The following is a 24,998-nucleotide window of genomic DNA, read 5'->3' on the forward strand; positions in this document are numbered from 1 at the left end:
AGTCATTCTCTTCTGCTGCAGGGTTCGTCGCAAAACCGGGACGCTCTTGCGAACCTGCGTCGGCCCAGATCAGGTGTTCTTGATCTGCTCGATCGCCTGCGCCATCAGTTCGTCCATGGTGCGGCGGATCTGATGGTCCGACTGGTCGACGCCGGCAGCATCGAAATCCTTGCGGATCTTGCGGAACACATCGTGATCGCCGGCTTCCTCGATGTCGGAAACAACCACTTCCTTGGCATAGGCATCGGCGTCGGCACCCGACTTTCCGAGCTTTTCGGCGGCCCACAGGCCAAGTGCCTTGTTGCGGCGCGCCGACGCCTTGAACCGAAGTTCTTCGTCGAATGCAAATTTGCGCTCGAAGCCTTCTTCGCGATCTTTCATGCTGCTCATGGCGTCCCTCCGGGTCAAATCCGATTCGTTGGCAAGTGATATGTGTGTTGCCAAAGCACAAACCAAAAGGTCGCGAGCCGGTCAATACGCTTCGTCATATGCTGCGCTGCGGCATTTCAGTCCCGAAAGCGGTTGATTGGACGGATTTGCCGATTGAGCAAACGGTGTGATTGGGATAGACCCGGCATTGAACCCAACCGTCGCCGCACTAATATAGGCAGACGGACAGGAACTGGTCGCTTGCCGCCTGCCCGCAAATCCAGAGAAAAAATCAGATGAAAAATCGCCGCCGCATTTATGAAGGCAAGGCCAAGATCCTCTATGAGGGACCGGAGCCGGGTACGCTCATCCAGTTCTTCAAGGATGACGCGACCGCTTTCAACAAGAAGAAACACGAGGTCGTCGACGGCAAAGGCGTGCTCAACAACCGCATTTCCGAGCATATCTTCAACCACTTGAACCGCATGGGCATCCCGACCCACTTCATCCGCCGGCTCAACATGCGTGAGCAGCTGATCAAGGAAGTCGAGATCATTCCGCTCGAAGTGGTGGTGCGCAATGTCGCCGCCGGCTCGCTGTCCAAGCGCCTCGGCATCGAGGAAGGCACCGTCCTGCCGCGCTCGATCATCGAGTTTTATTACAAGGCCGACGCGCTCGACGATCCGATGGTGTCGGAAGAACACATCACCGCCTTCGGCTGGGCAAGCCCGCAGGAGATCGACGACGTGATGGCGCTCGCCATCCGCGTCAACGACTTCCTCTCCGGCCTGTTCATGGGCGTCGGCATCCAGCTCGTCGACTTCAAGATCGAGTGCGGCCGCCTGTTCGAGGGCGACATGATGCGCATCGTCGTCGCCGACGAGATTTCGCCGGACTCCTGCCGCCTGTGGGACGTAGCGACGCAGGACAAGCTCGACAAGGACCGTTTCCGCCGCGACATGGGCGGCCTCGTCGAGGCCTACCAGGAAGTCGCCCGCCGCCTCGGCATCATGAACGAGAACGAGCCGCCGCGCCCGACCGGTCCAGTGCTTGTCGCCTCGACCGACGGCCTCAAAGGCAAGCCGCACTGATAGCGGCCTACAACTCAATATTCGAACAGGAGCATGTCCAGCGTGATCAAGGCCCGCATTACCGTCACCCTCAAGAACGGCGTTCTCGACCCGCAAGGCAAGGCGATCGAACACGCTTTGTCCGGCCTGGGCTTCGGCGGCGTCGGCGCGGTGCGGCAGGGCAAGGTGTTTGACGTCGAACTGACGGAAAGCGACAAGGCCAAGGCCGAGGCCGATCTGAAAGCCATGTGCGACAAGCTGCTGGCGAATACGGTGATTGAGAACTATAGTGTGGCCATAACCTGAGGTTGTGTCGGGGGCACTATGCCGGAAGTCACGATGAGCCGATGTTCGAGCTTCTGAAGCGCGTTCACCACGAGATTGCTGAGCTTCGTCAGGATGTTTCTGAAACGAAACGAGAATTGAATGTGATGCGGGGTCACATGGTGGCGACGCAAAGCGATATCCATAACATCTACGGAATTCTCGCCCGTCAGGATGATCGGCTCGAACGTATTGACCGCCGTCTCGACCTGCGCGAACTTCCCGAAGCTCAGAGGCCTTTCGAACCAAAATGAAATCCGCCGTCGTCCTCCTGCCTGGCCTCAACCGCGACCGCGACATGATCGCGGCGCTGACCAAGATTTCGGGAAAACCACCGGTTACCGTCTGGCAGACCGACACTGAAATCCCCGATGTCGACCTGATCGCCATCCCCGGCGGCTTCTCTTTCGGCGACTATCTGCGCTGCGGCGCGATCGCCGCGCGCATGCCGGTGATGCGGGCGGTCGCCGAAAAGGCCGCCAAGGGTGTTACCGTCATCGGCGTCTGCAACGGTTTTCAGATCCTGGTCGAGGCCGGCCTGCTGCCGGGGGCGCTCATGCGCAACACCTCGCTGAAGTTCGTCTGCCGGCAGATCAAGCTCGAGATCACCAACGCCAACACCATGTTCACCCGCCGCTACCAGCCGGGCCAGATCATCCGCTCGCCCGTGGCGCATCATGACGGCAATTATTTCGCTGACGCCGAAACCCTTACCCGCCTCGAAGGCGAAGGCCAGGTGGTGTTTCGCTACGCCGAGGGGACCAACCCCAACGGCTCGATCAACGACATTGCCGGCATCATCAACGAACAGGGCAATGTGCTTGGCCTGATGCCGCATCCGGAAAACCTGATCGAGGCCGCACATGGCGGCAGCGACGGCCGTGCGCTGTTCGAAGGCGCGCTCGGTATCGCCGCTTGACGAACTCAGCTGCGAACGCGGTTAAATTCATAGGGACATCACGTCCACTGCTCTGGGGAGAGAGACGGTCATGAAACTCTATTCGCGGCCGTTGTCGCCCTATTCGTCGATCGTGCGGGCGCTGGCCTATATCAAGGACGTGCCGCTCAAGATCATCGCGCCGCCGCCGGGTTTTCCGATCCCCGAAGAATTTCGCGCCATCTCGCCGATGAACCGGATTCCGGTGCTGATCACCGGCTCGGGCGAAACCATCGTCGAATCGGTGGTCATCGCTGAATATCTCGAGGAACGGTTTCCGAAGCCGGCGCTGCTGCCGCCGGACTCCAGGGATCGCGCGCTGGTGCGCATGTTCGCCCGCATCACCGACCTCGACGTGCTGACGCCGACAATGAAACTTTTCGAGCTGCATTTCGTGCCGAAGCGCAACAATGCCGAAATCGACGCTCAATTCGCCCGCCTGCATCACGGGCTGGCGGGGATCGAGGCGCGTATGGCGCAAGGCCCCTTCGCGCTGGGCGACGACATCAGCTTTGCCGACGCCTGGCTGACGCCGACGCGGTTCATCTTCAACAATTTCCGCGCCATGACGGGCCACCACAACCTGCTCGACGCCTATCCCAAATTCGATGCCTATGAGCAGATCGCCTCGCAGCATCCGGCCTTGTCGCGGGTGTGGGGCGAGATGACCGACGGCCTGAAGATCTTTCTGTCCGAACTCGAGATGGGTGCCGCTTGATCAAGAGCAAGACGATCGTTCTCGTCGCAGCCGCGGGCTTTGCCCTGGCGTCATGCCAATCGACCCCGAAGAGCACGCCTGCGCCCTCAGGCAAAAGCGCGGCGCTGCTGGCCATGGAACAGGTGGCGATCGCTGCCCACAAATGCTGGATCGCCAGCAAGGATCCGGCCTTCAAGCAATATCAGATGGCCAATGAGCTGAACTCGTTCAGCGGCACGCCGCGTTTCCTTCTGGTGCCGGTCAAGCATTATGGCGGCAAGCCGCTGCTGGTCGTGCAGGCGCAAGGCAATTCGAGCCGCGTCGACGTGTTCGGACCGCTGATGAACGACCCGCTCGGCGCGCGCATCGGCTCGGACATTGCCCGCTGGCAGGCCGGCAATCCGGCCTGCGCGGCGACCGCCTGAGCATGGGCCGCTTCCTGCAGATCGCGGGCCTGGCCATCGGCCTGGCCGGCCTCGTCCTGCAGTTCTGCATCACCGTTCCGGCATCGATGGAGGTAGGCCGCAGCCTGCTCGGTTCGATCGTCTTCTACTTCAGCTTCTTCACCATCCTGACTAATATTGGCGCCGTGCTGGTGTACACATCCCTGCTGTCATCCAGCGGCTATGCCTGGCTGCCGGCTTTCGCCGGGCCGCGGATGCGTGCGGGTGTTGCGGTTTCGATCACCCTCGTCTTCATCGTCTATGCCACGGTTCTGGCACGTCTCTGGCAGCCGCAAGGCCTGTTCCTGCTTTGCGACGTGCTGCTGCACTATGTGACGCCGGCGCTGTTCGTGCTGTGGTGGCTGGCAGCAGGGGCAGACGGCAGAACGAGGTGGAACGACATTTCCTGGTGGGTGCTCTACCCCATCGCCTATCTTGTCTACGCGCTGGTGCGGGCACCGATCGCGGGCGAGGTGCCCTACCCCTTCCTCGATGTCGCCAAGGACGGTGCCGCCAGCATCGCCATTGCGGCTTTGGCCATCACAGCGCTGTTCCTGATGATCTCCATCGTTGCCGTTTTTATCGATCGCGGCATCGGCCATCGCGGGGCTAAACGGGTCCGTTAAGACTGGCCCTTATTCCCAAAAGCGCCTGATGCCCTCGCGGTGAGCATCGCAGCGGGAGATGCCGATATCCTTGAGCTGATCGTCGGTCATCTCCAGCAATGCCAGCCGACCGCGCCGGCGCTCCAGCAAATGGTTGATCCATCGTGCCAGCGACCTGACCATGCGCACCAGGCGGCCGACAAAGCCTCGCTGGCCGGACGGGCGCAGCGCCTCGCCTGGAAACGTGGCTCTGGGATGACGGATTGTCGCGATTGTATCCATTTTCTTTCTACCAAGGCTCTCAATTGCACCCATTTTGGTGCGCGATTGATATGTATTGACTCATATTCCGGTGCAATATAGAAAATTGTCACCATGACAAATTGGCTTCCAGATCTGACCGGCGGCGCCGGACCGCTCTACCAACGCCTTGCGGACTCCGTTGAAGCGGGCATCGACCAGGGCGTGATCGGCGCCGGGACAAAACTGCCACCGCAGCGTGACCTCGCCTATGACATCGGCACCACGGTCGGCACGGTCGGCCGCGCCTACCAGTTGCTGCGCGAGCGCGGGCTGGTGAGCGGCGAAGTCGGGCGTGGAACCTTTGTGCTTGGCCGGCGCGCCGACGGCGTGAAACCGGAGGCGCCCGACGTCGGCGTGGAAGGCACGTGCTACGTCGATGCCCCTCAGGACAAGCTGCGTTTCGACAGCACGGCGGCACCCGATGTCGGCCAGGGCACTGATGTCGCCGATGTGCTGTCGCGCACAGCGCAGGATCATCCCCACGAAATCTCGAGCTATACGCGCGATTTTCCTTTCCGCTGGTACGAAGCCGGCGCCCGCTGGCTCGCCCGAAACTCGTTCCGCCCGGCCGCCGACAGCATCGTTCCGACGCTCGGCACCCATGCCGCGGTGATGGCGGCGATCGCCGCACTCACCACGCCCGGCGACTATGTCGCCTTCGAACACCTCACCTATTCGCAGATCTCCCGCAGCGCCGGGCTGATCGGCCGGCGCACCGCTCTGGTGGCCTCGGACGACGAAGGCCTCGATCCGGCCGATTTCGAGCGCGTCTGCGCGCAAAAGCACCCGAGGATGATCTTCCTGATGCCGACGGCGCAGAATCCGACCCTGACGACACTCTCCGCCGGGCGCCGCGAGGCGATCGCGCGTGTCGCTCGCGAATACAACGTCATCCTGATCGAGGACGATCTTTACGGCCACCTGACCGACGATCCGACACCGCTGCTGGCCGAATATGCGCCAGAGAGAACCATCGTCGCCGGCGGCCTGTCGAAATCGGTCGCCGCCGGAATCCGCGGCGGTTGGCTTTCTTGCCCGCCCGCCTATCGCCACCGGATCCGTGTCGCCCACAAGATGATGACCGGCGGCATGCCCTTCCTGCTGGCGGAGGTGAATACAAGGCTGGTGCTTTCCGGTCAGGGCAGCGATATCCGCAAGCGCTGCATCGCCGAAATCAGCGCCCGCATCGCGATCGTGCGCGAGACCCTGGCTGGCTTCGCGCTCAAGTCACACGACAAGGTGCCCTTTGTCTGGCTGACGTTGCCCGACCCATGGCTTTCCGGCACCTTCAAGAATGCCTGTCTCGAACATGGCGTGCTGATCGACGACGAGGACGAGTTCAAGGCAGGCCGATCCGAACAGGTCTTTCATGGCGTGCGCTTCGGCACCTCGCAACCCAGACAGCGCAGCGATGTCGCCAACGGCGTCGCCGTCATCCGTCGCCTCCTCGACGAAGGCCGCGCCGGCTATGACAGCTTCTCCTGAGGAAACTGAACTGGGGTCAGCCCTCGGCCTTGAAGTTTCTGGCTTCCTCCTTGGCCTTGTCCTTGCCGTGCTTTTCGGCCAGTTCCTTGGCCTGTCCGGGCGAAACGTCGGTGGTTTCCGCGATATGAAGGGCCTCCTTGTCCGAGAGGCGATTGTCTTTCTTATCTTGCTTGGTAGCCATGGTCCTGATCTCCTGAAGGGTTGGAACCCAACGGCCGGGAATGCCATAGCGTTCCCATTCGGCTTTGCATTCCTCCCGGTGACCCCGCCGGTCGCCGTTGGCCCGACGGGCGCCTGAAGGCCCCCGGTGCGGGCTTACCCCGGTCATCACCTTGTTGCTTTCTGTCTTTTTTCGCTCTTCGACGGGTGTATCGGCCGCAAAGCTTGCGATAAGAGGGGACTCAAAATCCCCGCTCCCATGGACATAAATCGCCGCCCATGACCATTTCCAATTCCGTGCCGATCACCCCAGAGCTCATTGCCGCGCATGGGCTGAAGCCTGACGAATATCAGCGCATTCTCGAACTCGTCGGGCGCGAACCGAGCTTTACCGAGCTCGGCATCTTCTCGGCGATGTGGAACGAGCACTGCTCCTACAAATCCTCGAAGAAGTGGCTGCGCACGCTGCCCACCACCGGGCCACAGGTCATCCAGGGACCGGGCGAGAATGCCGGCGTGGTCGACATTGGTGACGGCGACTGCGTCGTCTTCAAGATGGAAAGCCACAACCACCCCTCTTTCATCGAGCCTTACCAGGGTGCGGCGACCGGCGTCGGCGGCATTTTGCGCGACGTCTTCACCATGGGCGCGCGGCCGATCGCGGCGATGAATGCACTGCGCTTCGGCGCGCCCGACCACCCCAAGACCAGGCATCTCGTCGCCGGCGTGGTTTCGGGCGTCGGCGGCTACGGCAATTCCTTCGGCGTGCCGACAGTCGGTGGCGAGGTCAATTTCGACGCCCGCTACAACGGCAACATCCTGGTCAACGCTTTTGCCGCGGGCCTCGCCAAGTCCAATGCCATCTTCCTGTCGGAAGCCAAGGGTGTCGGCCTGCCGGTTGTCTATCTTGGCGCCAAGACCGGCCGCGACGGCGTCGGCGGCGCCACCATGGCGTCGGCCGAGTTCGACGACAAGATCGACGAGAAGCGCCCGACCGTGCAGGTCGGCGACCCCTTCACCGAAAAGTGCCTGCTCGAAGCCTGCCTCGAACTGATGGCCTCGGGCGCCGTCATCGCCATCCAGGACATGGGCGCGGCCGGCCTCACCTGTTCGGCGGTCGAGATGGGCGCCAAGGGCGACCTCGGCATCGAGCTCGATCTCGACAAGGTGCCGGTGCGCGAGGAGCGCATGAGTGCCTATGAGATGATGCTGTCGGAAAGCCAGGAACGCATGCTGATGGTGCTGCGCCCAGAGAAGGAAAAGGAAGCCGAGGCGATCTTCCACAAATGGGGCCTCGACTTCGCCATTGTCGGCAAGACCACCGACGATCTGCGTTTTCGCGTGCTGCATCAGGGCGATCAGGTCGCCGATCTGCCGATCAAGGATCTCGGCGACAAGGCGCCGGAATATGACCGCCCCTGGATCGAGCCGAAGAAGCCGGCTCCGCTTGCCGCCAACGACATTCCGCAGGCCGATGTTGCCGACGCGCTGCTGAAACTGCTCGGCGGACCGGACCTGTCGTCGCGCCGCTGGGTCTGGGAGCAGTACGACACGCTGATCCAGGGAAATTCGCTGCAGCTTCCCGGCGGCGATGCCGGCGTGGTGCGGGTGGAAGGCCATGCGACCAAGGCGCTCGCCTTCTCCTCCGATGTGACGCCGCGCTATTGCGAAGCCGACCCCTATGAAGGCGGCAAGCAGGCCGTGGCCGAATGCTGGCGCAACCTGACCGCCACCGGCGCGCTACCGCTGGCGGCGACCGACAACCTCAATTTCGGCAACCCGGAGCGGCCCGAGATCATGGGCCAACTGGTCGGCGCGGTGAAGGGCATTGGCGACGCCTGCCGCGCGCTCGGCTTCCCGATCGTGTCGGGCAATGTCTCGCTCTACAACGAGACCAACGGTCAGGGCATCCTGCCGACACCGACCATTGGCGGCGTCGGCCTGATATCAGATTGGTCGAAGATGGTGCGCACCGGCTTTGCGGCCGAGGGCCAGATGATCCTGCTGGTCGGCGCTCCCGCCTCCTGGGGCACGCATCTTGGCCAGTCCGTCTATTTCAGGGACATCCATGGCCGCACCGACGGTCCGCCGCCGCCGGTTGACCTCGCGCATGAGAAGCGCGTCGGCGACCATGTCCGCTCGCTGATAGCCTCCGGCATCGTCACATCAGCCCATGACGTTTCCGATGGCGGCGTCGCCGTGGCGCTGGCCGAAATGGCGATGGCGTCAGGCATCGGCGCGACCGTTCCCGGCCTGGTCGGCACCGATCCGATCCCGGTCTGGTTCGGCGAGGATCAAGGACGCTATCTGCTGACGCTGTCGATCGACCCGCATGGCGAGGGATGGGATGCCATCCGCAAGCAGCAGGGCGAACTCGGCATTTTCGCGCCGTGGATCGGCTCGACCGGCGGCGATGCGCTGAAGCTCGGCGATGCCAGGGCGATTCCGGTCAGCGACCTGAAGGCGGCCCATGAAGGCTGGTTCCCCCGCTTCATGGACCAGGCCAGTTGAGCACACTGGCTGCCCGGGCGCTGCTTGCAGTCGTTTTCTGGCCGTCGCTGTTCTTCTTCTGGTTCCTCGGGCCGTTCGTCTTTTTCCTGCTGTCGACGACCTCGAGCGAGGTTTGCCCTAGGCTGGAAACGCGTTCCGAATTCCTTGACGCCGCCAATGGCGCGCTGCCGATGCTGATGCTGCAGAACCTCATCTATGCGGTTCCAATTGTCTGCCTGGTGCTCTGGAGCCGGCTTCTGCCCGAGCCGGCAAGGGCAAACCGGGTCGTCACCTGCATCAAGCTTTTCGCCGTCGCGGCCGTCCTGGGCGCCCTGTGGGAATATGGTTCTTCGCTTGTCTGCGATGGCTACGGCCAGCCGTTCTTCTCGCCCGTCTGGCAGATGACCAGCTACCTGCCGATCGCCAATCTTGCGGTCAACATCCCCCTCTATGTTCTGGTTTTCAACCTCGGCCGGGCCTTCTCGATGCGCGACGACGACCCCGCTTCCGATGCGGACCATCCCGACGGGAATGCGTCCTAGGCGACAATCGCGTAGGTGCTGGACGGAACCGCTTCAATCGCGGCCGGAAAGGCTTTAGGTTTACCCCGACTCTCATCACACGGGCGGCCACGTTGCCGCCCGCCCGAAACAGGAATTGTGCAATGGCAATGGATGCCCACGACATCGAAAAACTGATCAAGGACGGCATTCCGGATGCCAAGGTCACGATCCGCGACCTCGCCGGCGACGGCGACCACTATGCGGCTGAAGTCGTCGCCGAGAGCTTTCGGGGAAAGAGCCGCGTCCAGCAGCACCAGATGGTCTATGACGCGCTGAAGGGTAATATGGGCGGCGTGCTGCACGCACTGGCGCTGCAGACCAGCGTTCCCGATTGAGGCCGTTCCGGCCAGCACCCGCTTGGCCCAAGCCCGCCCATCCTTTGCGCCATTTCGGCCATGGCGTGGCTAATGTCTTGTTTCGGGCAACCTATGGGTTTATTTGAAAGACATGCTTCGAGCCTGACTCCCACAGGCGTGAAAGGATATTCCATGAGCGGTATCAACGACTACATCGACAATGAAGTGAAGGGCAACGACGTCGTCCTTTTCATGAAGGGCACGCCCGGTTTTCCGCAGTGCGGTTTTTCTGGCCAGGTCGTCCAGATCCTCGACTATATCGGCGCCGACTACAAAGGCGTGAATGTCCTGGATTCAGCTGAACTGCGCCAGGGCATCAAGGACTATTCCAACTGGCCGACGATCCCGCAGCTCTATGTCAAGGGCGAATTCGTCGGCGGCTGCGACATTGTCCGCGAGATGTTCCAGGCCGGCGAGTTGCAGACCTTCCTGGTCGAAAAGGGCGTCAGCGTCAAAGGCGCCGCCTGATTTCGGTTCTGGGCATGCCGTCGCGACTGCACTGAGCACCGGGGCGGCCCCACCTCGGCAGTTTTTTACGTCCCGATATCGGGACCAGGACGAGCCAATGCGCCGGCCCGCCGGCGCATTTTTGCTTGAGAAGATCGGACTTGCCGTGGATCAGCAATCAACAGCGCCGCAATCGGCAAGCAAACTGCCTATTCCGCGCTGGGAGTTCATTGCGCTGTGCGCGGCGCTGATGGCGCTGAATTCGCTGGCCATCGACATCATGCTGCCGGCGCTGCAGCAGATCGGGGCCTCGCTCGGCGTCGAGAACGAAAACCACCGGCAATATGTGGTCACGGCCTACATTCTGGGTTTTGGTGGCGGCCAGCTGTTCTTCGGGCCGATCTCCGACAGATTCGGCCGCCGCTCGCCGCTCGTCGCCGGGCTGATCATCTATGTGGCGGCGGCCGCCGCCGCAGCCATCGCGCCAAGCTTTGAAACGCTGCTGATATGCCGCGCCGTGCAAGGCATCGGCGCGGCCGCCACGCGCGTCATCGCGGTCTCGATCGTCCGCGATACGTTCGAAGGCCGGCGCATGGCGGAGGTGATGTCGCTGATCTTCATGGTGTTCATGGCGATACCGGTCATTGCGCCGGGTATCGGCCAGTTCATCATGCTGTTCGCGACATGGCACTACATCTTCGTCACCATGGCCGTCGGCGCGCTGATCGTGTCGGCGTGGTCGCTGCTGCGCCTGCCTGAAACGCTGCGTCCCGAATATCGCCGGCAACTGACGGTTTCCTCGGTCCTCGGCGGATTCCGCATCGTGCTCACCAATCGCATCGCGCTCTGCTACGCCTTTGCCAGCACCTTCATCTTCGCCGCCATGTTCGGCTTCATCGCCTCGGCGCAGCAGATCTATGTCGACATCTTCAACGTCGGCGAGATGTTCCCGGTCATCTTCGCCGGGGTCGCCGGCGTGCTCGCCTTCTCCAATTTTCTCAACTCGCGCCTTGTCGGCCGCATCGGCATGCGCCGGCTGTCGCAAAGCGCGCTGCTTTTGTTTCTGGTCATCAGCATGGCCTGGCTGGTCGTCTCGCTGGAAATCAAGATGCCGCTCTGGCTGTTCATCACCTTCTTTGCCGGCGCCATGCTTCCCTTCGGCGCGCTTGGCGCCAATTTCAACGCATTGGCCATGGAGCCGCTCTGCCAGTTGGCCGGTACGGCGTCTTCCATCCTGGGTTTCATGCAGACGTTTCTCGGCGGCATTCTCGGCACGCTGATCGGCCAGGCTTTCAACGGCACGGTGACGCCGCTTGCCGCTGGCTTCTGCAGTGTCTCGGTCGCTGCGCTGTTGATGATCCTCGTCGCCGAGCGCGGCAAGATGTTCCAGCCGCACAACCCACCCATTTCAGGGCATATCACCGACCTGCATTAAGATGTGTTCAGACCTGCATCAGGATGCACCTTCAACCGCCGCCGTGAAGCGGGGCGCAAGCAGGCGCCCGGCGATTGCTCCGCCCATGCTGGCCGAAAAAGGCAATGGCAGCGCCTCGTCGAGTGCCTTGAGAATGGATGCCACGAAGGCCCGGCTGAGTTGCGGATCGGTTCCCAGATCCGAATAAGTGGCGCGAGGCTTGCCGATTAGTGTACCGTTGCGGCGAAGCGAGAACTGCAGCGTCAGGGACATGCCCGCGGTTCCGACCGGCGGCTTCCAACAGGCATAGATAGCCTCCGACATCTCCTTGAGGGTGTCGACGGGATCGGTGCTGTGGCAGGGGCGCTGTTGCGCGATTGCCGCGTTCGCGTTTGCAAACAAGATTGTGGCAAAAGCCGCCGCAAAAATTGCAAACCGAGATTTCATTCGAGAGAGCCCTCGCGAAAGCACCAACTCTTCGGCCGCACAAAACCGGCCGTCAAGCGCCGGCCTCGGGAAGTGATCCTACCCAGCCCATAGTTCGCGGCGCAACTCCTGCCAGCTTTCGCGATCGGGGGCGACCAGCAGTCCGCCGCCGACATGCGACGGCAGATAGGCTGTGCCGTCGAAACGCGCGGCATGGCCGCCGGCCTCGGCATGGATCAGCACACCGGCGAGATGGTCCCAGGGCATCAGCTTGTTGTAGACGACGAAATGGCCATGGCCGCTCGCCAGTAAACGATATTCGTGGGCGGCACAGCGGTAGTTGAACTGCGACAGCGTCTTGGTCTGGTTGCAGGCCAGCCGCGTGCGGTCGGGCTCGGCCATGTACTGCCAGGAAACAGCGCCGGTCATCTGCGAGATCGGCGCGTTCGCAGCAACCCGCACGGTCTCCAGCGTGCCATACGCATGGCGGATATGACTGCCGGCGCCCTTGGCCCCGATCAGCCAGTCCTTGCCGACGGGATCATGGATGATGCCGGCGACCGTCTCGCCCTTGACCACGACGCCAAGCATGACGCCGAACAGCGGCACGCCGGAGGCGAAATTGAAGGTGCCGTCGACGGGGTCGATGACGAAGGCCAGATCGGCGTCGCCCAAGCCATTGAGCAGCGCCGGATCGTCGGAACAGGCTTCCTCGCCGACAACCATGGCCGAGGGATAACGCTGGCGCAACCTGGCTGTTAGCAGCCGCTCGGCGTTGACATCCGCTTCCGTCACCAGATCGGCGGCCGATGTCTTCTGCCTGATATCGCCGTCGCCCAGCCGGCGAAAGCGGGGCATGATTTCGGTGTCGGCGGCCTCGGCCAGCAGGCCGGCCAGCCAGTCGATCGCGTTGTCGTCAAATGTCATCTGAAGCGTCTTGTCCTGTGATGAGGGTCTGGTTCAGGGCGACGAAATCGAACAGTTTCCTGTCGAGCAGATGCGACGGCCTGGTGTTGGAAAGGGCGCGGATCATGGTGTCCTTGCGGCCGGGCATGCGCTTTTCGATGTCTTCCAGCATCGCCTTCATGGCGTTGCGCTGGAGACCTTCCTGGCTGCCGCAGAGGTCGCAAGGGATGATCGGAAACCGCATCGCCGCGGCGAATTTCTCGAGGTCGATTTCGGCGCAGTAGCTCAGCGGCCGCAGCACCATGACGTCGCCCTCGTCGTTGAGCAGCTTTGGCGGCATGGCGGCGAGACGACCGCCATGGAACAGATTCATGAAGAAGGTTTCGAGAATGTCCTCGCGGTGATGGCCGAGAACCAGCGCCGAGCACCCCTCCTCGCGCGCGATGCGGTAGAGATGGCCGCGCCGCAGCCGCGAACAGAGTGAGCAATAGGTGCTGCCTTGCGGCAGCTTGTCGGTGACCACCGAATAGGTGTCCTGATACTCGATGCGGTGGGCGATGCCGTTGGCATTTAGATAATCGGGCAGGATGTGCTTGGGAAAGTTCGGCTGGCCCTGATCGAGATTACAGGCCAGCAATTCGACCGGCAGCAGCCCGCGCCATTTGAGGTCGAGCAGCAAGGCAAGCAGGCCGTAGGAATCCTTACCGCCCGACAGCGCGATCAGCCAGCGCTGGCCCGGCTCCACCATCGAGAAGTCCTCGATCGCCTGGCGGGTCAGCCGCAGCAGCCGCTTGCGCAATTTGTTGAACTCGACCGAGGACGGCACATCGGCGAACAGCGGATGGGAGCCGCCTTCGGCGACCGGTTCAAGCGTCTCGATGTCTGGCAGCATGTTCATGGCGCGGCGGCCCCGGATGTAACGTCCGCACGGATTAGCGCATCGGCCGGAAAATCGAAACGGCAAAGCGAGATGCGCCAAACAAAAAGGCCGCCTCGAGGGCGGCCTTTTCGGTATCGCGGAAAAGCGTTCGCTTAGCGCGAATAGAATTCGACGACCAGGTTCGGCTCCATCTGCACGGCGAACGGAACGTCCGCCAGGCCGGGAATGCGCGAGAAGGTCGCGACCATCTTGTTGTGATCGGCTTCGATGTAGTCCGGCACGTCGCGCTCGGCGAGGCCGACCGATTCCAGGACGATGACCAGCTGCTTCGACTTTTCGCGCACTTCGATGACGTCGCCCGGCTTGCAGCGGTACGAGCCGATGTTGACGCGCTTGCCGTTGACGTTGACATGGCCGTGGTTGACGAACTGACGAGCCGCGAAAATGGTCGGCACGAACTTGGCGCGGTAGACGACCGCGTCGAGACGCGATTCGAGCAGGCCGATCAGGTTCTCCGAGGTGTCGCCCTTGCGGCGGTCGGCCTCTTCATACACCTTGCGGAACTGCTTTTCCGAAACGTCGCCATAGTGACCCTTCAGCTTCTGCTTGGCGCGCAGCTGCAGGCCGAAATCGGAAAGCTTGCCCTTGCGGCGCTGGCCGTGCTGGCCGGGGCCGTATTCACGCTTGTTGACCGGGGACTTCGGGCGGCCCCAGATATTTTCGCCGAGACGGCGGTCGATCTTGTATTTCGCGGATTCGCGCTTGCTCATCGCATTCCCTTTTCAAAACAACACACCCGGCACCTCATGGTCCGGGTGAAGGAAACGCGCCCTCCTCTGGCCTCCGTTTTCGAGACCTGACAGGGTTTTCCCACGCAACGCGGCGGAAAACCCACGGGACACGTCAGTTCAAACAAGACCAGAAACCAAGGCAACCGGTCTTGCACATACAAAACAAACACCGGACATCGCTGCCCGGCGTTGGCGGCTGGTTAAACCGAGATTTAACCGGTGTCAAGCTTGTCAGTGGCGCGGCGCAACGCAAGCCTATAGCGTTCGCGATGTTGATGCGATGCCGGATGTGGCGGGAGGTTAGCGCCAACGGTACCGGGAAGGGATCTGGAGCTTGAGGAGTCCAATTAGCATGAAGAAGTTCTTCCTTACCTTGGCAGGCGCCGCGGTGCTGGCAGGTTCGATGGCGGTGGCGCCCGAACCGGCGATGGCGCGCCATTGGCACGGTCACAGACAAGTCTGCCGCATCATCGTCAAGAAGAGAGTGATGTGGCGGCACGGCCATCGCAGGGTGATCGTCGAGCGGATACGGCGCTGTCATCGCTGGTAAGGCAAAACAATTGCCCGAAGATTTTGCTTGAAGAAACAAGGCCCGCAGTTCCGCTGCGGGCCTTGTTTCTTGGGCTGGCGTCGCGCGAACGACTCTCAGTCTTTCGACTTCTTTTCCGGCAGCCCCTTGCGCTTGGTCTCGGCGAATTCCTCGAGCTGCTTTTCGCTCATGGATTCGTACATTCCTTTGGAAGCGCCTTTGAGTTCGCTCTTTTTCGTCTCGCCGCGCTTGGCGGAGAGTGCGGCGCCGGCGGCTTTTTGCTGGGCTTTCGAGGTGGCTGGCATGGCGGTTTCTCCTTGCTGTCCAGGAGAAACGCCGCGCTTCGGCGGCGGTTCCAGCGCCAGTGAGCCAGTTCCTCGGCCGGCTGCGCCAACCCATCAGGCGGCCGGCCTTGGCGATTCGTCGGCAGCCTTCCCGTCTCCGGAGCCCTGGTGTAGGACGGCTGAATGAAGTCTTTGACAGACCCCTCACAAGCTCTCTCCAACGGCCTGGCGAAAATCCGCACTGAATTCCACGTGCCGGATGGATTTCCGGTAGACGTAATGGCCGCGGCCGAGGCGGCGGCCAGACGTGTGCCGAACCAGCATGCAGATCGAACCGCGATGCCCTTCGTCACGCTCGATCCGGCTGCCTCCACCGATCTTGACCAGGCGTTCTCGATCGAGGCGAGCGGTGGCGATCTTCTGCTGCATTATGCCATTGCCGACGTGGCCTGGTTCGTCGAGGACGGCGACGCGCTGGATCGGGAGGCCTGGGCGCGGGGCGAGACGCTGTACCTGCCGGACGGCAAGGCCGGGCTCTACCCGCCGGCAATTGCCGAGGGCGCGGCGAGCCTGCTGCCGGATGGACAACGTCCAGCCGTTATCTTCACCGTTCGGGTCGCCGAGGACGGTGCGACGAAACTGGACGGCGCTGAGCGGGCAATCATTCAAAGCCGCGCGAAGCTCGCCTATGACAGCGTGAAGGCCTCCGACGTGCCGGCCGGCTTCGCCGAATTGGCGCGGCGCATGGCGGCAAACGAAGAGCGTCGCGGTGCTTCCCGCGTCGACCCACCCGAGCAGGAGGTGGAAGGGCTTGCCGATGGCAGTTTCCGGCTTTCGTTCAGACCGATATTGCAATCCGAACAGGACAACGCCGCGCTCTCGCTGGCCGCCAACATGGCGGTCGCCGACGCCATGCTGGCGCACAAGACCGGGCTGTTCCGGGTGATGTCTGGGCCGGACGCTTCCAAGGTGCAGAGACTGCGCAACGCCGCACAGGCGCTCGGTCTGTCCTGGCCGGCCTCAACCAGCCTGCGCGACTACCAGCGCACACTCGATCCGGCTGATCCGAAACAGGCGGCGTTGATGCTGGAAATCCGCCGCGCAGGCAATGGCGCGTCCTACCAGCCCTACCAGGAAGGTGTCGTTCCCTGGCATGAGGCGATGGCTGCGACCTATGCCCATGCAACCGCGCCACTCAGGCGCCTGGCCGACCGCTATGTCGTGCGCTGCGCGCTGGCTATCGCCAATGGCCAGCCCGTACCGCAGGTCGTCACCGATGCATTCGCCGGACTGCCGAAGGTGATGGGACGCGCGAATGCCCGCGCTTCGCAGATCAACCATGCGGCCATCGACCTTGCCGAGGCGGTCATGCTCAGCGGACGCGAAGGGGAAATGTTCAAAGCCGTCGTCACCGACTTCGTCGACCATGGCGTGCGCGTTCAGCTTGCCGACATGCCTGTCGTTGCCACCGTAAAGGCCTCCGGTCTCAGACAAGGTGACGGTGTGACGCTAAAGCTGGCCTCAGCCGATCCGGATCAACGCAGCATCGTCTTCGAACCTGTTTGAGCGGCAGCCGTTCCGTCGCTTGGGTCTTGATCTTATGCATGTCGTTTTCCCAAAACCGAGGTCACTTTTGGGCGACATGCATTAGCTCACGGACAGTCCAAAGCCCTGCATCAGCCGGCCGACGGCGAAATCCGCCTTGCCTGACGTGAAGATGGCGATGTCGGGCTCGCCCTGCGGCAGCGCTCCGTCGACGGGCGGCAGCAGCGAAAGCGCTCGCCGGGCGATCGCTTCGGCCGGATCGATCCAGTCAACCGGCCAGGGCGCGGTCTTGCGCATGCGGTTGACCAGAAACGGGTAGTGGGTGCAGGCCAGCACGACAATGTCGGTCCTGAACCCCTCATGTTCCATGAAACAGGGCGCGATCTCGGCGCGCACGGCTTCCTCGTCGACAAAACCCTCGCGCATATAGACTTCGGCAAGACCCGCCAGCCTGTCGCTGCCAACCAGGCGGACATGGCATTTCTGCGCCCATTTGCTGATCAGGTCGCGCGTATATTGCCGCTTCACCGTGCCCGGCGTCGCCAATACCGAGACCAGGCCGGAGCGCGTGCGCTCCGCCGCCGGCTTGACCGCCGGCACGGTGCCGACGAAGGGATGGCCCGGAAATCTCTCGCGCAGCGCATCGATCACCAGCGTCGAGGCGGTGTTGCAGGCGATGACGGAAATCGCCGGCGCAAACCGGTCCAGCAATTTGGCGAAGAGATCGAGTATATGGGTGCGCAGCGCCGGTTCTTCCCAAGCGCCGAAGGGAAAGGCCGCATCGTCCGCGACATAGACGAAGCGCCGGTCCGGCATCAGCACGCGCGCCTCGCGCAACACGGTCAATCCGCCGACGCCGGAATCGAACATCAGGATCGGCTGGTCAGTCATTGTCAGTTCCCTTGCCGCCCAGCGGCGGCGTGTCCTCATCGTCACCGGCAGGCTTGCGCACCTGGCGATCGGGCTCTGCCTTGCCGGCCCGCGCGGCGGCCGGAAGCCGCCTTGGATCATCGCCCGGCGAGCCGTCGCCGCGCGGCATTGCCGGCGAGAACCTGTCCAACGAGGAAATGATGCCGCGCAGCACCTTGAGCTCCGGCTCGGCAAAGCCGGCGCGCGTCAGCACGGCGCGCAGATTGTCGACCATCTTGGGCTTCTTCGGCGCCGGCCGGAAATAGCCGCGCGCTTCCAATGCGCCTTCGAGATATGCGAAAAGGCCGTGCAATTCTTCCTTGCTGGCCGGCTTCATCTGCGGCCCGGTGAAATTGGTCTTGGTCTCGTCCTCGAGGCCGGATTTCATCCACTCATAGGACATCAGCAGGGCCGCCTGAGCGATGTTGAGCGAGGAAAAATCAGGGTCGACGGGAAAGGTGACGATCTCGTCGGCAAGTCCGACCTCGTCATTGTAGAGACCGAAGCGCTCGCGGCCGAACAGGATGCCTGTGCGCTGCCCCATGCCATGACGGGCACGCAGCACCCTGCCCGCCTCCACGGGGCCGCGCACCGCCTTGAAGCCATCGCGCTGCCTGGCGGTGGTGGCGAAAACGAAATTGAGGTCGGCAAGCGCTGAGGCCAGATCGTCGAACACCGTCACGGCATCGATGACATGATCGGCACGGCTGGCGGCGGCGCGCGCCTTCTCGCTCGGCCAGCCGTCACGCGGATTGACCAGACGCAGTTCCGACAAACCGAAATTGGCCATGGCGCGGGCGACCATACCGATGTTCTCGCCGAGCTGCGGCTCGACGAGGATGATCGCCGGACCGGCGGCGTGCTGAAAGTCGGTTCCTGACATGGGGTTCCAGATGGCTGCGTTGCGACGTCTCGGCGCCTCCTGCCATATCGATACGGTTTTTTGAAGGGTTGTCCCAGCATCGCCGGCAAATAGGACACCGCCGCCCGCTGGCTGGCTGGCTGCATGCGAACCGCAGTAGCCGCACTGGTGCACCGCTCGCACACGGGCCGCCGCTAGAAACAGATGATCAGTCCGGCGCCTGGGGTTTCCGGATCCGGAGATTATCCGCACCACGGACGCCCTTTTATTTTGCAACCGTGCGTCGCATCGCTAGAAAAGCAAATTAGAAAGGTATAATGTCTGCGTTGCTTGGGGTTCAAACTGTATTGGCTAACGGTAGTTTGGCGGCGGATCGCGTCCTATATCCGTGCAATATGTGTATGCCCCAGCACGTTGCAGGTTCACCGGTCGGCAGGGTTGCCGGCCAATTTTTTGGAGGGGCAAATGAAGACGATACGGTTCTTCTTTTCATTCGCAATATTGATTCTGGCGTCGGGCTTCCTGATTGCGCCAGCTTCCGCGCAAGCAACAAGGACATGGGTTTCCGGTGTTGGCGACGACGCCAATCCCTGCAGCCGGACGGCGCCTTGCAAGACGTTTGCCGGCGCGATTTCCAAGACCGCGGTAGGCGGAGAGATCAACGTACTCGATCCAGGCGGTTTTGGCGGCGTTACGATTACAAAGTCCATCACGATTCGATCCGATCATATCGAAGCGGGCGTACTCGTCTCAGGGACCAACGCGATTATTGTCAATGCTGGAGCCACCGGCAAAGTGGTGTTGGAGGGGCTCGACATTGAAGGCCTCGGCACAGGCCTCAATGGCGTGAACATCCTCAGCGGCCAGCTCGTCTACATCATTCGATGCGACATCCGACACTTCACGCAAAATGGTGTCAATGCCGCCAGCAGCACAGCGGGAGCGAGGGTTATTATCCAAAACTCTACGGTAAATACGAACGGCGGCGGCGTGAACGTGAAGGGAAACGGTGTTGGAAATGCGGTGGCTATAATCGACACTATGGTCGACGGGAACACGAATTTTGCGGCGCAAGCCGACGGAGCTGGCAACGTAGTTTCCGTCACCAATAGCTCTCTCACTGGCAGCTCAACGGCGTTGAGTCTGCTCAATACGGCGACTGCAACGTCCTTCGGGCCGAGCAATCGTGTGACAGGCGCCGGTGCATTTACGACCACGACACCGTTCAAGTAGCGTATATTCATCCGAGCGTGGCGCTTGCTTGCAAACGCCGAACCTCGCATAAGACGCTGGCCTAGGTGTTGGCGATGAATGAGAAGTCCGCGAACCGAATCATTCGCGGACTTCGTCAGTTTTTTTGTGATGGCCGTTTTGCAAAAGACAATCTGGACGTGCTGGTTTCAGGGACGAGATCAAGCGCCGGAAGTTGTTCGAAAGTGCATCGAGAGTTGGGAGACCAAGAACCCCCAGTGGGACGTCCGCTGCCTCGACGCTGGTTCTATTGAGCGCTACGTCAACCTTGGAAAACATGTCGACCTATCAAGCCAAACAATCACAGCGGCATCGCTTTCCGACATTTTGCGTTTGTTGTTGCTCCACGAGTATGGCGGCGTTTGGGTCGATGCGACGACTTACTGCAATACGCCTTTGGATGAGTGGCTGCCGTTGGCCAACAGCAGCGGATTCTTTGCCTTTTCGAAGCCAGCCGAGGATCGCGAACTCGCGAGCTGGTTTCTAGCGGCCCATGTCGGAAGTGCACTGCTGGATAAATGGGTAGCACGCGCAATTGCCTACTGGCACGGCCGGGAAAGCACACGCGACTACTTCTGGCTTCATCATCTATTTGGTGAACTTTGCGCCACTGACCCGGATGCAAATCGGCTTTGGCAGAAAACCCCACGGATTAGTGCTGACGGCCCCCATTCGATTCAGAACGTAGGTATGTACAAGGAATACGACCTTCACAAAGAGGAGGTCGACTGGACGGCGCCCGTTTTTAAGCTGACCTACCGAGTTGAAGCGGACAAGCTTGGCGACACCACGCTCGTTGGGCGGCTTTTGGGTCTAACAGGAGAACCTTCGGCGGTACCGGATTTGCCGGTACCATCAGGAAATCAAGCCAGCCGAAAATTTGGCACTCTGAGCGTTGCGACCGAAAATCTTGGTGACCATATCCAGATACTTGCCGGAGAGGCGTTGATGCGCCGAGCGGGATTCGAACCCTCCTTTTTTGTCGACCGGGACAACGGCATCGCCCATCCGCCACCTACACCTCCCAATGAGCGCGCAGGCATTCTGCTGAACGGTTGGTTCAAAACAAATCCAGCAGAATGGCCCCCGCACCAATCATACGACCCGATCTATCTCGGATTTCACATACGCCTTTTTCAGTCACCTAGCCTTGTCGCGCCTGCTGCTATTGAACATTACGGCGAGCATGGTCCGATTGGTTGTCGGGACGCCTACACCCTGGCGCTTCTTAGGAGCCACGGGGTCGACGCCTTTCTGAGTCATTGTCTAACCCTTACCTTTCCACGCCGAACGTATGACCCGGAGAACCAAGCCGAAGTGTTTGTCGTTTCACGCGACAAAAGGATCCTTGACTACCTCCCTGATTCTCTCGGCGCTTATGAATTTATAAGCCACTACTCTGGAGAGCATGATTTTTCGCGCAACAAAGCGGCCGCAGAGGATCTTCTCGAAAAATACCAGAAGCGCGCAAAGCTAATCGTTACAACCCTGCTTCATTGCGCCTTACCCGCCATCGCCATGGGTATACCCGTTGTTGTATTTTATCCTCTGAACGACAAGTTTGGCCAGCGGTCCGATCGGGAACGTTTATCGTCACTTGCAACCATGGTCCGAATTCACGAGCTGAATAAAGTGTCTTTGGTGGACTGGAGTGGAACTACCCTTGACGTAGGTTCCTTGAAACTGACGCTCATCGATCAATTTTTCTCGATTGCAAAGCGCTGGGGTTCGGTCGCCCCTCCTCATATTGAGGGAATTGCACCTTCATCAGCCTTGCCTCCGATCCTCGACAACGATCCCTATGGATATTTGGACGACCCAGAGCGCCTGGAGCGGCTGGCAAAGACAGGGTCACCGGATCGCGAGAGGTGGGGGGCGCCATCCAGCTACAAAGCAGGTTGGTCGATGCACGGAGAGATCGCTGCTCGCTTCATTCCTGACGGCGCCCGCATTCTTGAAATCGGAACGGGAACGGGCGCTTTTCGGCGGATGGTCATGGATCGTTGCCGTTATTCTGGGGCCGATCTTAACCCGCTCGACCAACAAACGCTTACTTTGAATCTTGAGAATGACCCAATTCCCCCTGGCGATTGGGATGCAATCGTTCTTCTTGGGGTTATCGAATATCTTCATGATCCTCTTCAAGCGCTCACAAAAGTATCTGCCGCCGCTCGGATGGTCATCCTTTCCTACTGCGTCCCCCGGGACGTCGAAGATCCTGCGGTACGTCGCGCACGAGGTTGGGTGAACGAACTAACAGAACGAAATTTGACAAGCCATTTGGCTGTTTCGAAGCTTTCGCTGAAAGTCATCGAACCCGTCAATTCCAGCGATGACTTTGATGAAAAACTTTTTGTTTTTGAGCGAGCGCCATTCCAAGAAGTAGGATTAGGCACCCCAAGAAGTAGGCTTAGGCACCTCATAGACCATGTGCGCAATTATTTCGCCAAGCATTCAAAGATCGCCTGATTAGAGCGATACTTGACCTCGGCGAAAGCTGCGCTGACGAAAATTCGCGCCTTTAGGGGGCGACCCCAGATTGTCGTGTCGCCGGCTTTGCTGCGCAAGTCGCAGCGCATAGGCGGCCTGGTAAGCCTGCCGACCGTCACCGGGCTTTCTGATGTGCGTCCGCCGGATGCTGCGAGCCTCATGCCGTTTTCTGGAAACGTCAGTTCGTCACATGTTCCCGTCGCCGTCGATCTTGACGATGCTGGTCACGACGACCACTACGGGATGTATTTGCACATCCGACAGCCAGTGCTATAGGGGGGCGAATCCCTCTCCCCTCTTGCGGCACTGGCCGCCCTACCCGTTCAAACGAGGCATTCTTTCCATGGCGAAGATCAAGGTGGCGAACCCGGTCGTCGAACTCGACGGCGACGAGATGACCCGCATCATCTGGCAGTTCATCAAGGACAAGCTGATCCACCCTTATCTCGACCTGAAGCTCGAATATTACGACCTCGGCATCGAGCATCGTGACGCCACCAACGACCAGGTGACGATCGATTCGGCCAACGCCATCAAGAAATACGGCGTCGGTGTGAAATGCGCGACAATCACCCCCGACGAACAGCGCGTCGAGGAGTTCAAGCTTAAGAAGATGTGGAAGTCGCCGAACGGCACCATTCGCAACATCCTCGGCGGCACCATTTTCCGCGAGCCGATCATCATGAAGAACGTGCCGCGCCTGGTGCCCGGCTGGACCAAGCCGATCATCGTCGGTCGCCACGCCTTCGGCGACCAGTACCGCGCCACCGATTTCCGCTTCCCCGGCAAGGGCAAGCTGACGATCAAATTCGTCGGCGAGGACGGCCAGGTGATCGAACATGACGTGTTCGACGCGCCCGGCGCCGGCGTCGCCATGGCCATGTACAATCTCGACGAGTCGATCCGCGAATTCGCCCGCGCCTCGCTGAATTACGGCCTGCTGCGCAACTATCCGGTCTACCTGTCGACCAAGAACACCATCCTCAAGGCCTATGACGGCCGCTTCAAGGATATTTTCCAGGAAGTCTACGAGGCTGAATTCGAGGCCGAGTTCAAGTCGAAGAAGCTGTGGTACGAGCACCGCCTGATCGACGACATGGTGGCTTCCAGCCTGAAATGGTCGGGCGGCTATGTCTGGGCCTGCAAGAACTATGACGGCGACGTGCAGTCCGACACGGTGGCGCAGGGTTTTGGCTCGCTCGGCCTGATGACCTCGGTGCTGATGACGCCAGACGGCAAGACGGTGGAAGCCGAAGCCGCGCACGGCACCGTCACCCGCCATTACCGCCAGCACCAGAAGGGCGAGGAAACCTCGACCAACTCGATCGCCTCGATCTTCGCCTGGACGCGTGGGCTGGCCCACCGCGCCAAGCTCGACGACAATGCCGAGTTGAAGCGCTTTGCCGAGACGCTGGAAAAAGTCTGCATCCAGACCGTCGAGAGCGGCTTCATGACCAAGGACCTGTCGCTCTTGATCGGTCCCGATCAACCCTGGCTCTCGACCACCGGCTTCCTCGACAAGATCGACGAGAATTTGCAGAAGGCCATGGCCTGACAGGTAAACGATATGGCCAGGCCGGTCGTCTACGGGGCGGACTACAGCGTCTATGTGCGCATCGTCCGCCTCGTGCTGGCGGAAAAGGGCATCGGCTACGAACTCGTGCCGGTCGATGTCTTTGCCGCCGAGGGCACTCCCGCCTGGTATTTCGAACATCACCCGTTCGGCCGCATCCCGGCCTTCGAGCATGACGGTTTCCGGCTGTTCGAGACAAACGCGATCGCGCGCTACGTGGACGAGGCTTTCGACGGTCCGGCGCTGCAGCCTGCCGATGCGCGCGGCCGCGCCAGGATGGGCCAGATGACAGGCATGCTCGACGCCTATGGCTACCGCGCCATGGTCTGGGACGTTGCCGTCGAGCGTCTGGAAAAGGCCGAGCCGGACGAGGCCCTGATCGCAAGCGGGCTGAGCCAGGCGGAGACCGTGCTGAAAGTTCTGACCTCACTGAAGGCAGATGGACCTTGGCTGCTCGGTGATCAGCTGACGCTGGCCGACCTCCACGCCGCGCCAATCATTGCCTATTTCCTGAAGGTCATCGAGGGCCAGAAGCTGCTGGCTCGGTTTGCGAATATTCGGGACTGGTATGCTCGGGTTGTCGAACGCCCGAGCTTCGCGCGCACCGAAAAGGTTGGCTAATCGAGGGAACTCGCTCGGCGGTAGCGCCGCCCCTCATTGCCCTGCCGGGCATTTCTCCCCGTAAACGGGGAGAAAGAGGCTGGCCGCCTCATCTGCGGCCATACTTCACCGCTGACAATTGGCGAAAGCTCCGCGATGACAGTCCCTTCTCCCCGTTTACGGCAGGGGAATCGCATATGACGATTTTGCGCTTGAAGTTGATTTGAGAAGGGATTCTTTGGGAAGGCAGTCCACTGAGGAGTGACTGCCATTTCCAGCCTTGAGAGCTA

General features: G+C 61.2%; 30 protein-coding genes. 20 read left to right on the forward strand and 10 right to left on the reverse strand.

Features of this window, described 5'->3' with window-relative positions; all coding sequences use genetic code 11:
• Positions 1-69: 69 nt before the first annotated feature.
• Positions 70-390 carry a DUF1476 domain-containing protein gene (locus tag ACWGS8_RS15490; RefSeq protein ID WP_056562205.1) on the reverse strand — a complete coding sequence of 107 codons (321 nt, stop codon included), beginning with the start codon at positions 388-390 and terminating at the stop codon, positions 70-72.
• Between the two features lie 275 nt (positions 391-665).
• Between ACWGS8_RS15490 and purC the strand changes: the two genes are divergently transcribed.
• The 7 genes from purC (at position 666) to ACWGS8_RS15525 (ending at position 4,466) form a co-directional block, all read left to right on the forward strand.
• Positions 666-1,460 carry a phosphoribosylaminoimidazolesuccinocarboxamide synthase gene (purC, locus tag ACWGS8_RS15495; protein WP_214471819.1) on the forward strand — a complete coding sequence of 265 codons (795 nt, stop codon included), beginning with the start codon at positions 666-668 and terminating at the stop codon, positions 1,458-1,460.
• 42 nt (positions 1,461-1,502) lie between these two features.
• On the forward strand, positions 1,503-1,745 hold the full coding sequence (gene purS / locus ACWGS8_RS15500; protein ID WP_454581731.1) for a phosphoribosylformylglycinamidine synthase subunit PurS: 243 nt from the start codon (positions 1,503-1,505) through the stop codon (positions 1,743-1,745).
• Between the two features lie 41 nt (positions 1,746-1,786).
• Positions 1,787-2,017, forward strand: a complete 231-nt coding sequence (locus ACWGS8_RS15505; RefSeq protein ID WP_454581732.1) for a hypothetical protein — start codon at positions 1,787-1,789, stop codon at positions 2,015-2,017.
• Entirely contained in the window at positions 2,014-2,682 is a 669-nt protein-coding gene (purQ, locus tag ACWGS8_RS15510) for a phosphoribosylformylglycinamidine synthase subunit PurQ (RefSeq protein WP_454581733.1), read from the forward strand. Before ACWGS8_RS15505 ends, purQ begins: the two co-directional genes overlap by 4 nt.
• A 70-nt stretch (positions 2,683-2,752) precedes the next feature.
• A complete protein-coding gene (locus ACWGS8_RS15515; RefSeq protein WP_454581734.1) occupies positions 2,753-3,418 on the forward strand; it encodes a glutathione S-transferase family protein in 666 nt (221 codons plus the stop codon).
• On the forward strand, positions 3,415-3,822 hold the full coding sequence (locus ACWGS8_RS15520; RefSeq protein ID WP_454581735.1) for a hypothetical protein: 408 nt from the start codon (positions 3,415-3,417) through the stop codon (positions 3,820-3,822). The genes ACWGS8_RS15515 and ACWGS8_RS15520 overlap by 4 nt, the downstream gene beginning before the upstream one ends.
• Before the next feature lie 2 nt (positions 3,823-3,824).
• Positions 3,825-4,466, forward strand: a complete 642-nt coding sequence (locus tag ACWGS8_RS15525; RefSeq protein ID WP_454581736.1) for a Pr6Pr family membrane protein — start codon at positions 3,825-3,827, stop codon at positions 4,464-4,466.
• 9 nt (positions 4,467-4,475) lie between these two features.
• Here ACWGS8_RS15525 and ACWGS8_RS15530 read toward each other — a convergent pair whose 3' ends face one another.
• Positions 4,476-4,727, reverse strand: a complete 252-nt coding sequence (locus ACWGS8_RS15530; RefSeq protein WP_454581737.1) for a DUF1127 domain-containing protein — start codon at positions 4,725-4,727, stop codon at positions 4,476-4,478.
• A 93-nt stretch (positions 4,728-4,820) separates the two neighbouring features.
• Between ACWGS8_RS15530 and ACWGS8_RS15535 the strand changes: the two genes are divergently transcribed.
• The gene (locus ACWGS8_RS15535) at positions 4,821-6,233 is read left to right on the forward strand and encodes an aminotransferase-like domain-containing protein (RefSeq protein WP_454581738.1); all 1,413 of its coding nucleotides are present in this window, start codon (positions 4,821-4,823) and stop codon (positions 6,231-6,233) included.
• A gap of 16 nt (positions 6,234-6,249) precedes the next feature.
• On the opposite strand, the gene ACWGS8_RS15540 is transcribed toward ACWGS8_RS15535, so the two are convergent.
• Positions 6,250-6,414, reverse strand: coding sequence for a hypothetical protein (locus ACWGS8_RS15540; RefSeq protein WP_454581739.1), 165 nt, complete (start codon positions 6,412-6,414; stop codon positions 6,250-6,252).
• A gap of 257 nt (positions 6,415-6,671) precedes the next feature.
• On the opposite strand from ACWGS8_RS15540, the gene purL reads away from it, so the two are divergent.
• The 5 genes from purL (at position 6,672) to ACWGS8_RS15565 (ending at position 11,683) form a co-directional block, all read left to right on the forward strand.
• Positions 6,672-8,903 carry a phosphoribosylformylglycinamidine synthase subunit PurL gene (purL, locus tag ACWGS8_RS15545; RefSeq protein ID WP_454581740.1) on the forward strand — a complete coding sequence of 744 codons (2,232 nt, stop codon included), beginning with the start codon at positions 6,672-6,674 and terminating at the stop codon, positions 8,901-8,903.
• Complete coding sequence (locus ACWGS8_RS15550) at positions 8,900-9,424, forward strand: hypothetical protein (RefSeq protein ID WP_454581741.1); 525 nt, start codon at positions 8,900-8,902, stop codon at positions 9,422-9,424. Before purL ends, ACWGS8_RS15550 begins: the two co-directional genes overlap by 4 nt.
• Before the next feature lie 122 nt (positions 9,425-9,546).
• The gene (locus ACWGS8_RS15555) at positions 9,547-9,780 is read left to right on the forward strand and encodes a BolA/IbaG family iron-sulfur metabolism protein (protein WP_010909092.1); all 234 of its coding nucleotides are present in this window, start codon (positions 9,547-9,549) and stop codon (positions 9,778-9,780) included.
• A gap of 153 nt (positions 9,781-9,933) precedes the next feature.
• Complete coding sequence (gene grxD, locus ACWGS8_RS15560) at positions 9,934-10,269, forward strand: Grx4 family monothiol glutaredoxin (protein ID WP_010909091.1); 336 nt, start codon at positions 9,934-9,936, stop codon at positions 10,267-10,269.
• Between the two features lie 145 nt (positions 10,270-10,414).
• Complete coding sequence (locus tag ACWGS8_RS15565) at positions 10,415-11,683, forward strand: multidrug effflux MFS transporter (protein WP_454581768.1); 1,269 nt, start codon at positions 10,415-10,417, stop codon at positions 11,681-11,683.
• Positions 11,684-11,701: 18 nt separating this feature from the next.
• On the opposite strand, the gene ACWGS8_RS15570 is transcribed toward ACWGS8_RS15565, so the two are convergent.
• From ACWGS8_RS15570 to rpsD, 4 genes are all read right to left on the reverse strand, one after another.
• Positions 11,702-12,109: a hypothetical protein gene (locus tag ACWGS8_RS15570; protein WP_454581742.1), complete on the reverse strand. Its 408-nt coding sequence runs from the start codon at positions 12,107-12,109 to the stop codon at positions 11,702-11,704.
• A 78-nt stretch (positions 12,110-12,187) separates the two neighbouring features.
• Entirely contained in the window at positions 12,188-13,015 is an 828-nt protein-coding gene (locus ACWGS8_RS15575) for an inositol monophosphatase family protein (protein WP_454581743.1), read from the reverse strand.
• Entirely contained in the window at positions 13,005-13,892 is an 888-nt protein-coding gene (gene ttcA, locus ACWGS8_RS15580; protein WP_454581744.1) for a tRNA 2-thiocytidine(32) synthetase TtcA, read from the reverse strand. Before ttcA ends, ACWGS8_RS15575 begins: the two co-directional genes overlap by 11 nt.
• A 134-nt stretch (positions 13,893-14,026) precedes the next feature.
• Positions 14,027-14,644, reverse strand: a complete 618-nt coding sequence (rpsD, locus tag ACWGS8_RS15585) for a 30S ribosomal protein S4 (protein WP_010909086.1) — start codon at positions 14,642-14,644, stop codon at positions 14,027-14,029.
• A gap of 373 nt (positions 14,645-15,017) precedes the next feature.
• Between rpsD and ACWGS8_RS15590 the strand changes: the two genes are divergently transcribed.
• Positions 15,018-15,215 carry a hypothetical protein gene (locus tag ACWGS8_RS15590; protein ID WP_454581745.1) on the forward strand — a complete coding sequence of 66 codons (198 nt, stop codon included), beginning with the start codon at positions 15,018-15,020 and terminating at the stop codon, positions 15,213-15,215.
• A 95-nt stretch (positions 15,216-15,310) separates the two neighbouring features.
• Here the strand turns inward: ACWGS8_RS15590 and ACWGS8_RS15595 are convergent, their stop codons facing one another.
• Complete coding sequence (locus tag ACWGS8_RS15595; RefSeq protein ID WP_010909084.1) at positions 15,311-15,499, reverse strand: DUF3008 family protein; 189 nt, start codon at positions 15,497-15,499, stop codon at positions 15,311-15,313.
• A gap of 162 nt (positions 15,500-15,661) precedes the next feature.
• On the opposite strand from ACWGS8_RS15595, the gene ACWGS8_RS15600 reads away from it, so the two are divergent.
• Entirely contained in the window at positions 15,662-17,044 is a 1,383-nt protein-coding gene (locus ACWGS8_RS15600) for an RNB domain-containing ribonuclease (RefSeq protein ID WP_454581746.1), read from the forward strand.
• Positions 17,045-17,125: 81 nt separating this feature from the next.
• Here the strand turns inward: ACWGS8_RS15600 and murI are convergent, their stop codons facing one another.
• Positions 17,126-17,914, reverse strand: a complete 789-nt coding sequence (gene murI, locus ACWGS8_RS15605) for a glutamate racemase (protein WP_454581747.1) — start codon at positions 17,912-17,914, stop codon at positions 17,126-17,128.
• Complete coding sequence (locus ACWGS8_RS15610) at positions 17,907-18,815, reverse strand: RNA methyltransferase (protein WP_454581748.1); 909 nt, start codon at positions 18,813-18,815, stop codon at positions 17,907-17,909. The genes murI and ACWGS8_RS15610 overlap by 8 nt, the downstream gene beginning before the upstream one ends.
• 444 nt (positions 18,816-19,259) lie before the next feature.
• Between ACWGS8_RS15610 and ACWGS8_RS15615 the strand changes: the two genes are divergently transcribed.
• The 5 genes from ACWGS8_RS15615 (at position 19,260) to ACWGS8_RS15635 (ending at position 24,729) form a co-directional block, all read left to right on the forward strand.
• Positions 19,260-20,027 carry a hypothetical protein gene (locus ACWGS8_RS15615; RefSeq protein WP_454581749.1) on the forward strand — a complete coding sequence of 256 codons (768 nt, stop codon included), beginning with the start codon at positions 19,260-19,262 and terminating at the stop codon, positions 20,025-20,027.
• Positions 20,028-20,105: 78 nt separating this feature from the next.
• Complete coding sequence (locus ACWGS8_RS15620) at positions 20,106-22,514, forward strand: capsular polysaccharide synthesis protein (protein ID WP_454581750.1); 2,409 nt, start codon at positions 20,106-20,108, stop codon at positions 22,512-22,514.
• A gap of 12 nt (positions 22,515-22,526) precedes the next feature.
• Positions 22,527-22,811 (forward strand): hypothetical protein, encoded by a 285-nt coding sequence (locus ACWGS8_RS15625; RefSeq protein WP_454581751.1) that lies wholly within the window; start codon positions 22,527-22,529, stop codon positions 22,809-22,811.
• A 67-nt stretch (positions 22,812-22,878) separates the two neighbouring features.
• Positions 22,879-24,090: an NADP-dependent isocitrate dehydrogenase gene (locus tag ACWGS8_RS15630; RefSeq protein WP_172350807.1), complete on the forward strand. Its 1,212-nt coding sequence runs from the start codon at positions 22,879-22,881 to the stop codon at positions 24,088-24,090.
• 12 nt (positions 24,091-24,102) lie between these two features.
• Positions 24,103-24,729 carry a glutathione S-transferase family protein gene (locus tag ACWGS8_RS15635; RefSeq protein ID WP_454581752.1) on the forward strand — a complete coding sequence of 209 codons (627 nt, stop codon included), beginning with the start codon at positions 24,103-24,105 and terminating at the stop codon, positions 24,727-24,729.
• The last annotated feature ends 269 nt before the right edge of the window (positions 24,730-24,998 follow it).

The sequence above is a fragment of the Mesorhizobium sp. 43Arga genome, from assembly GCF_053714255.1.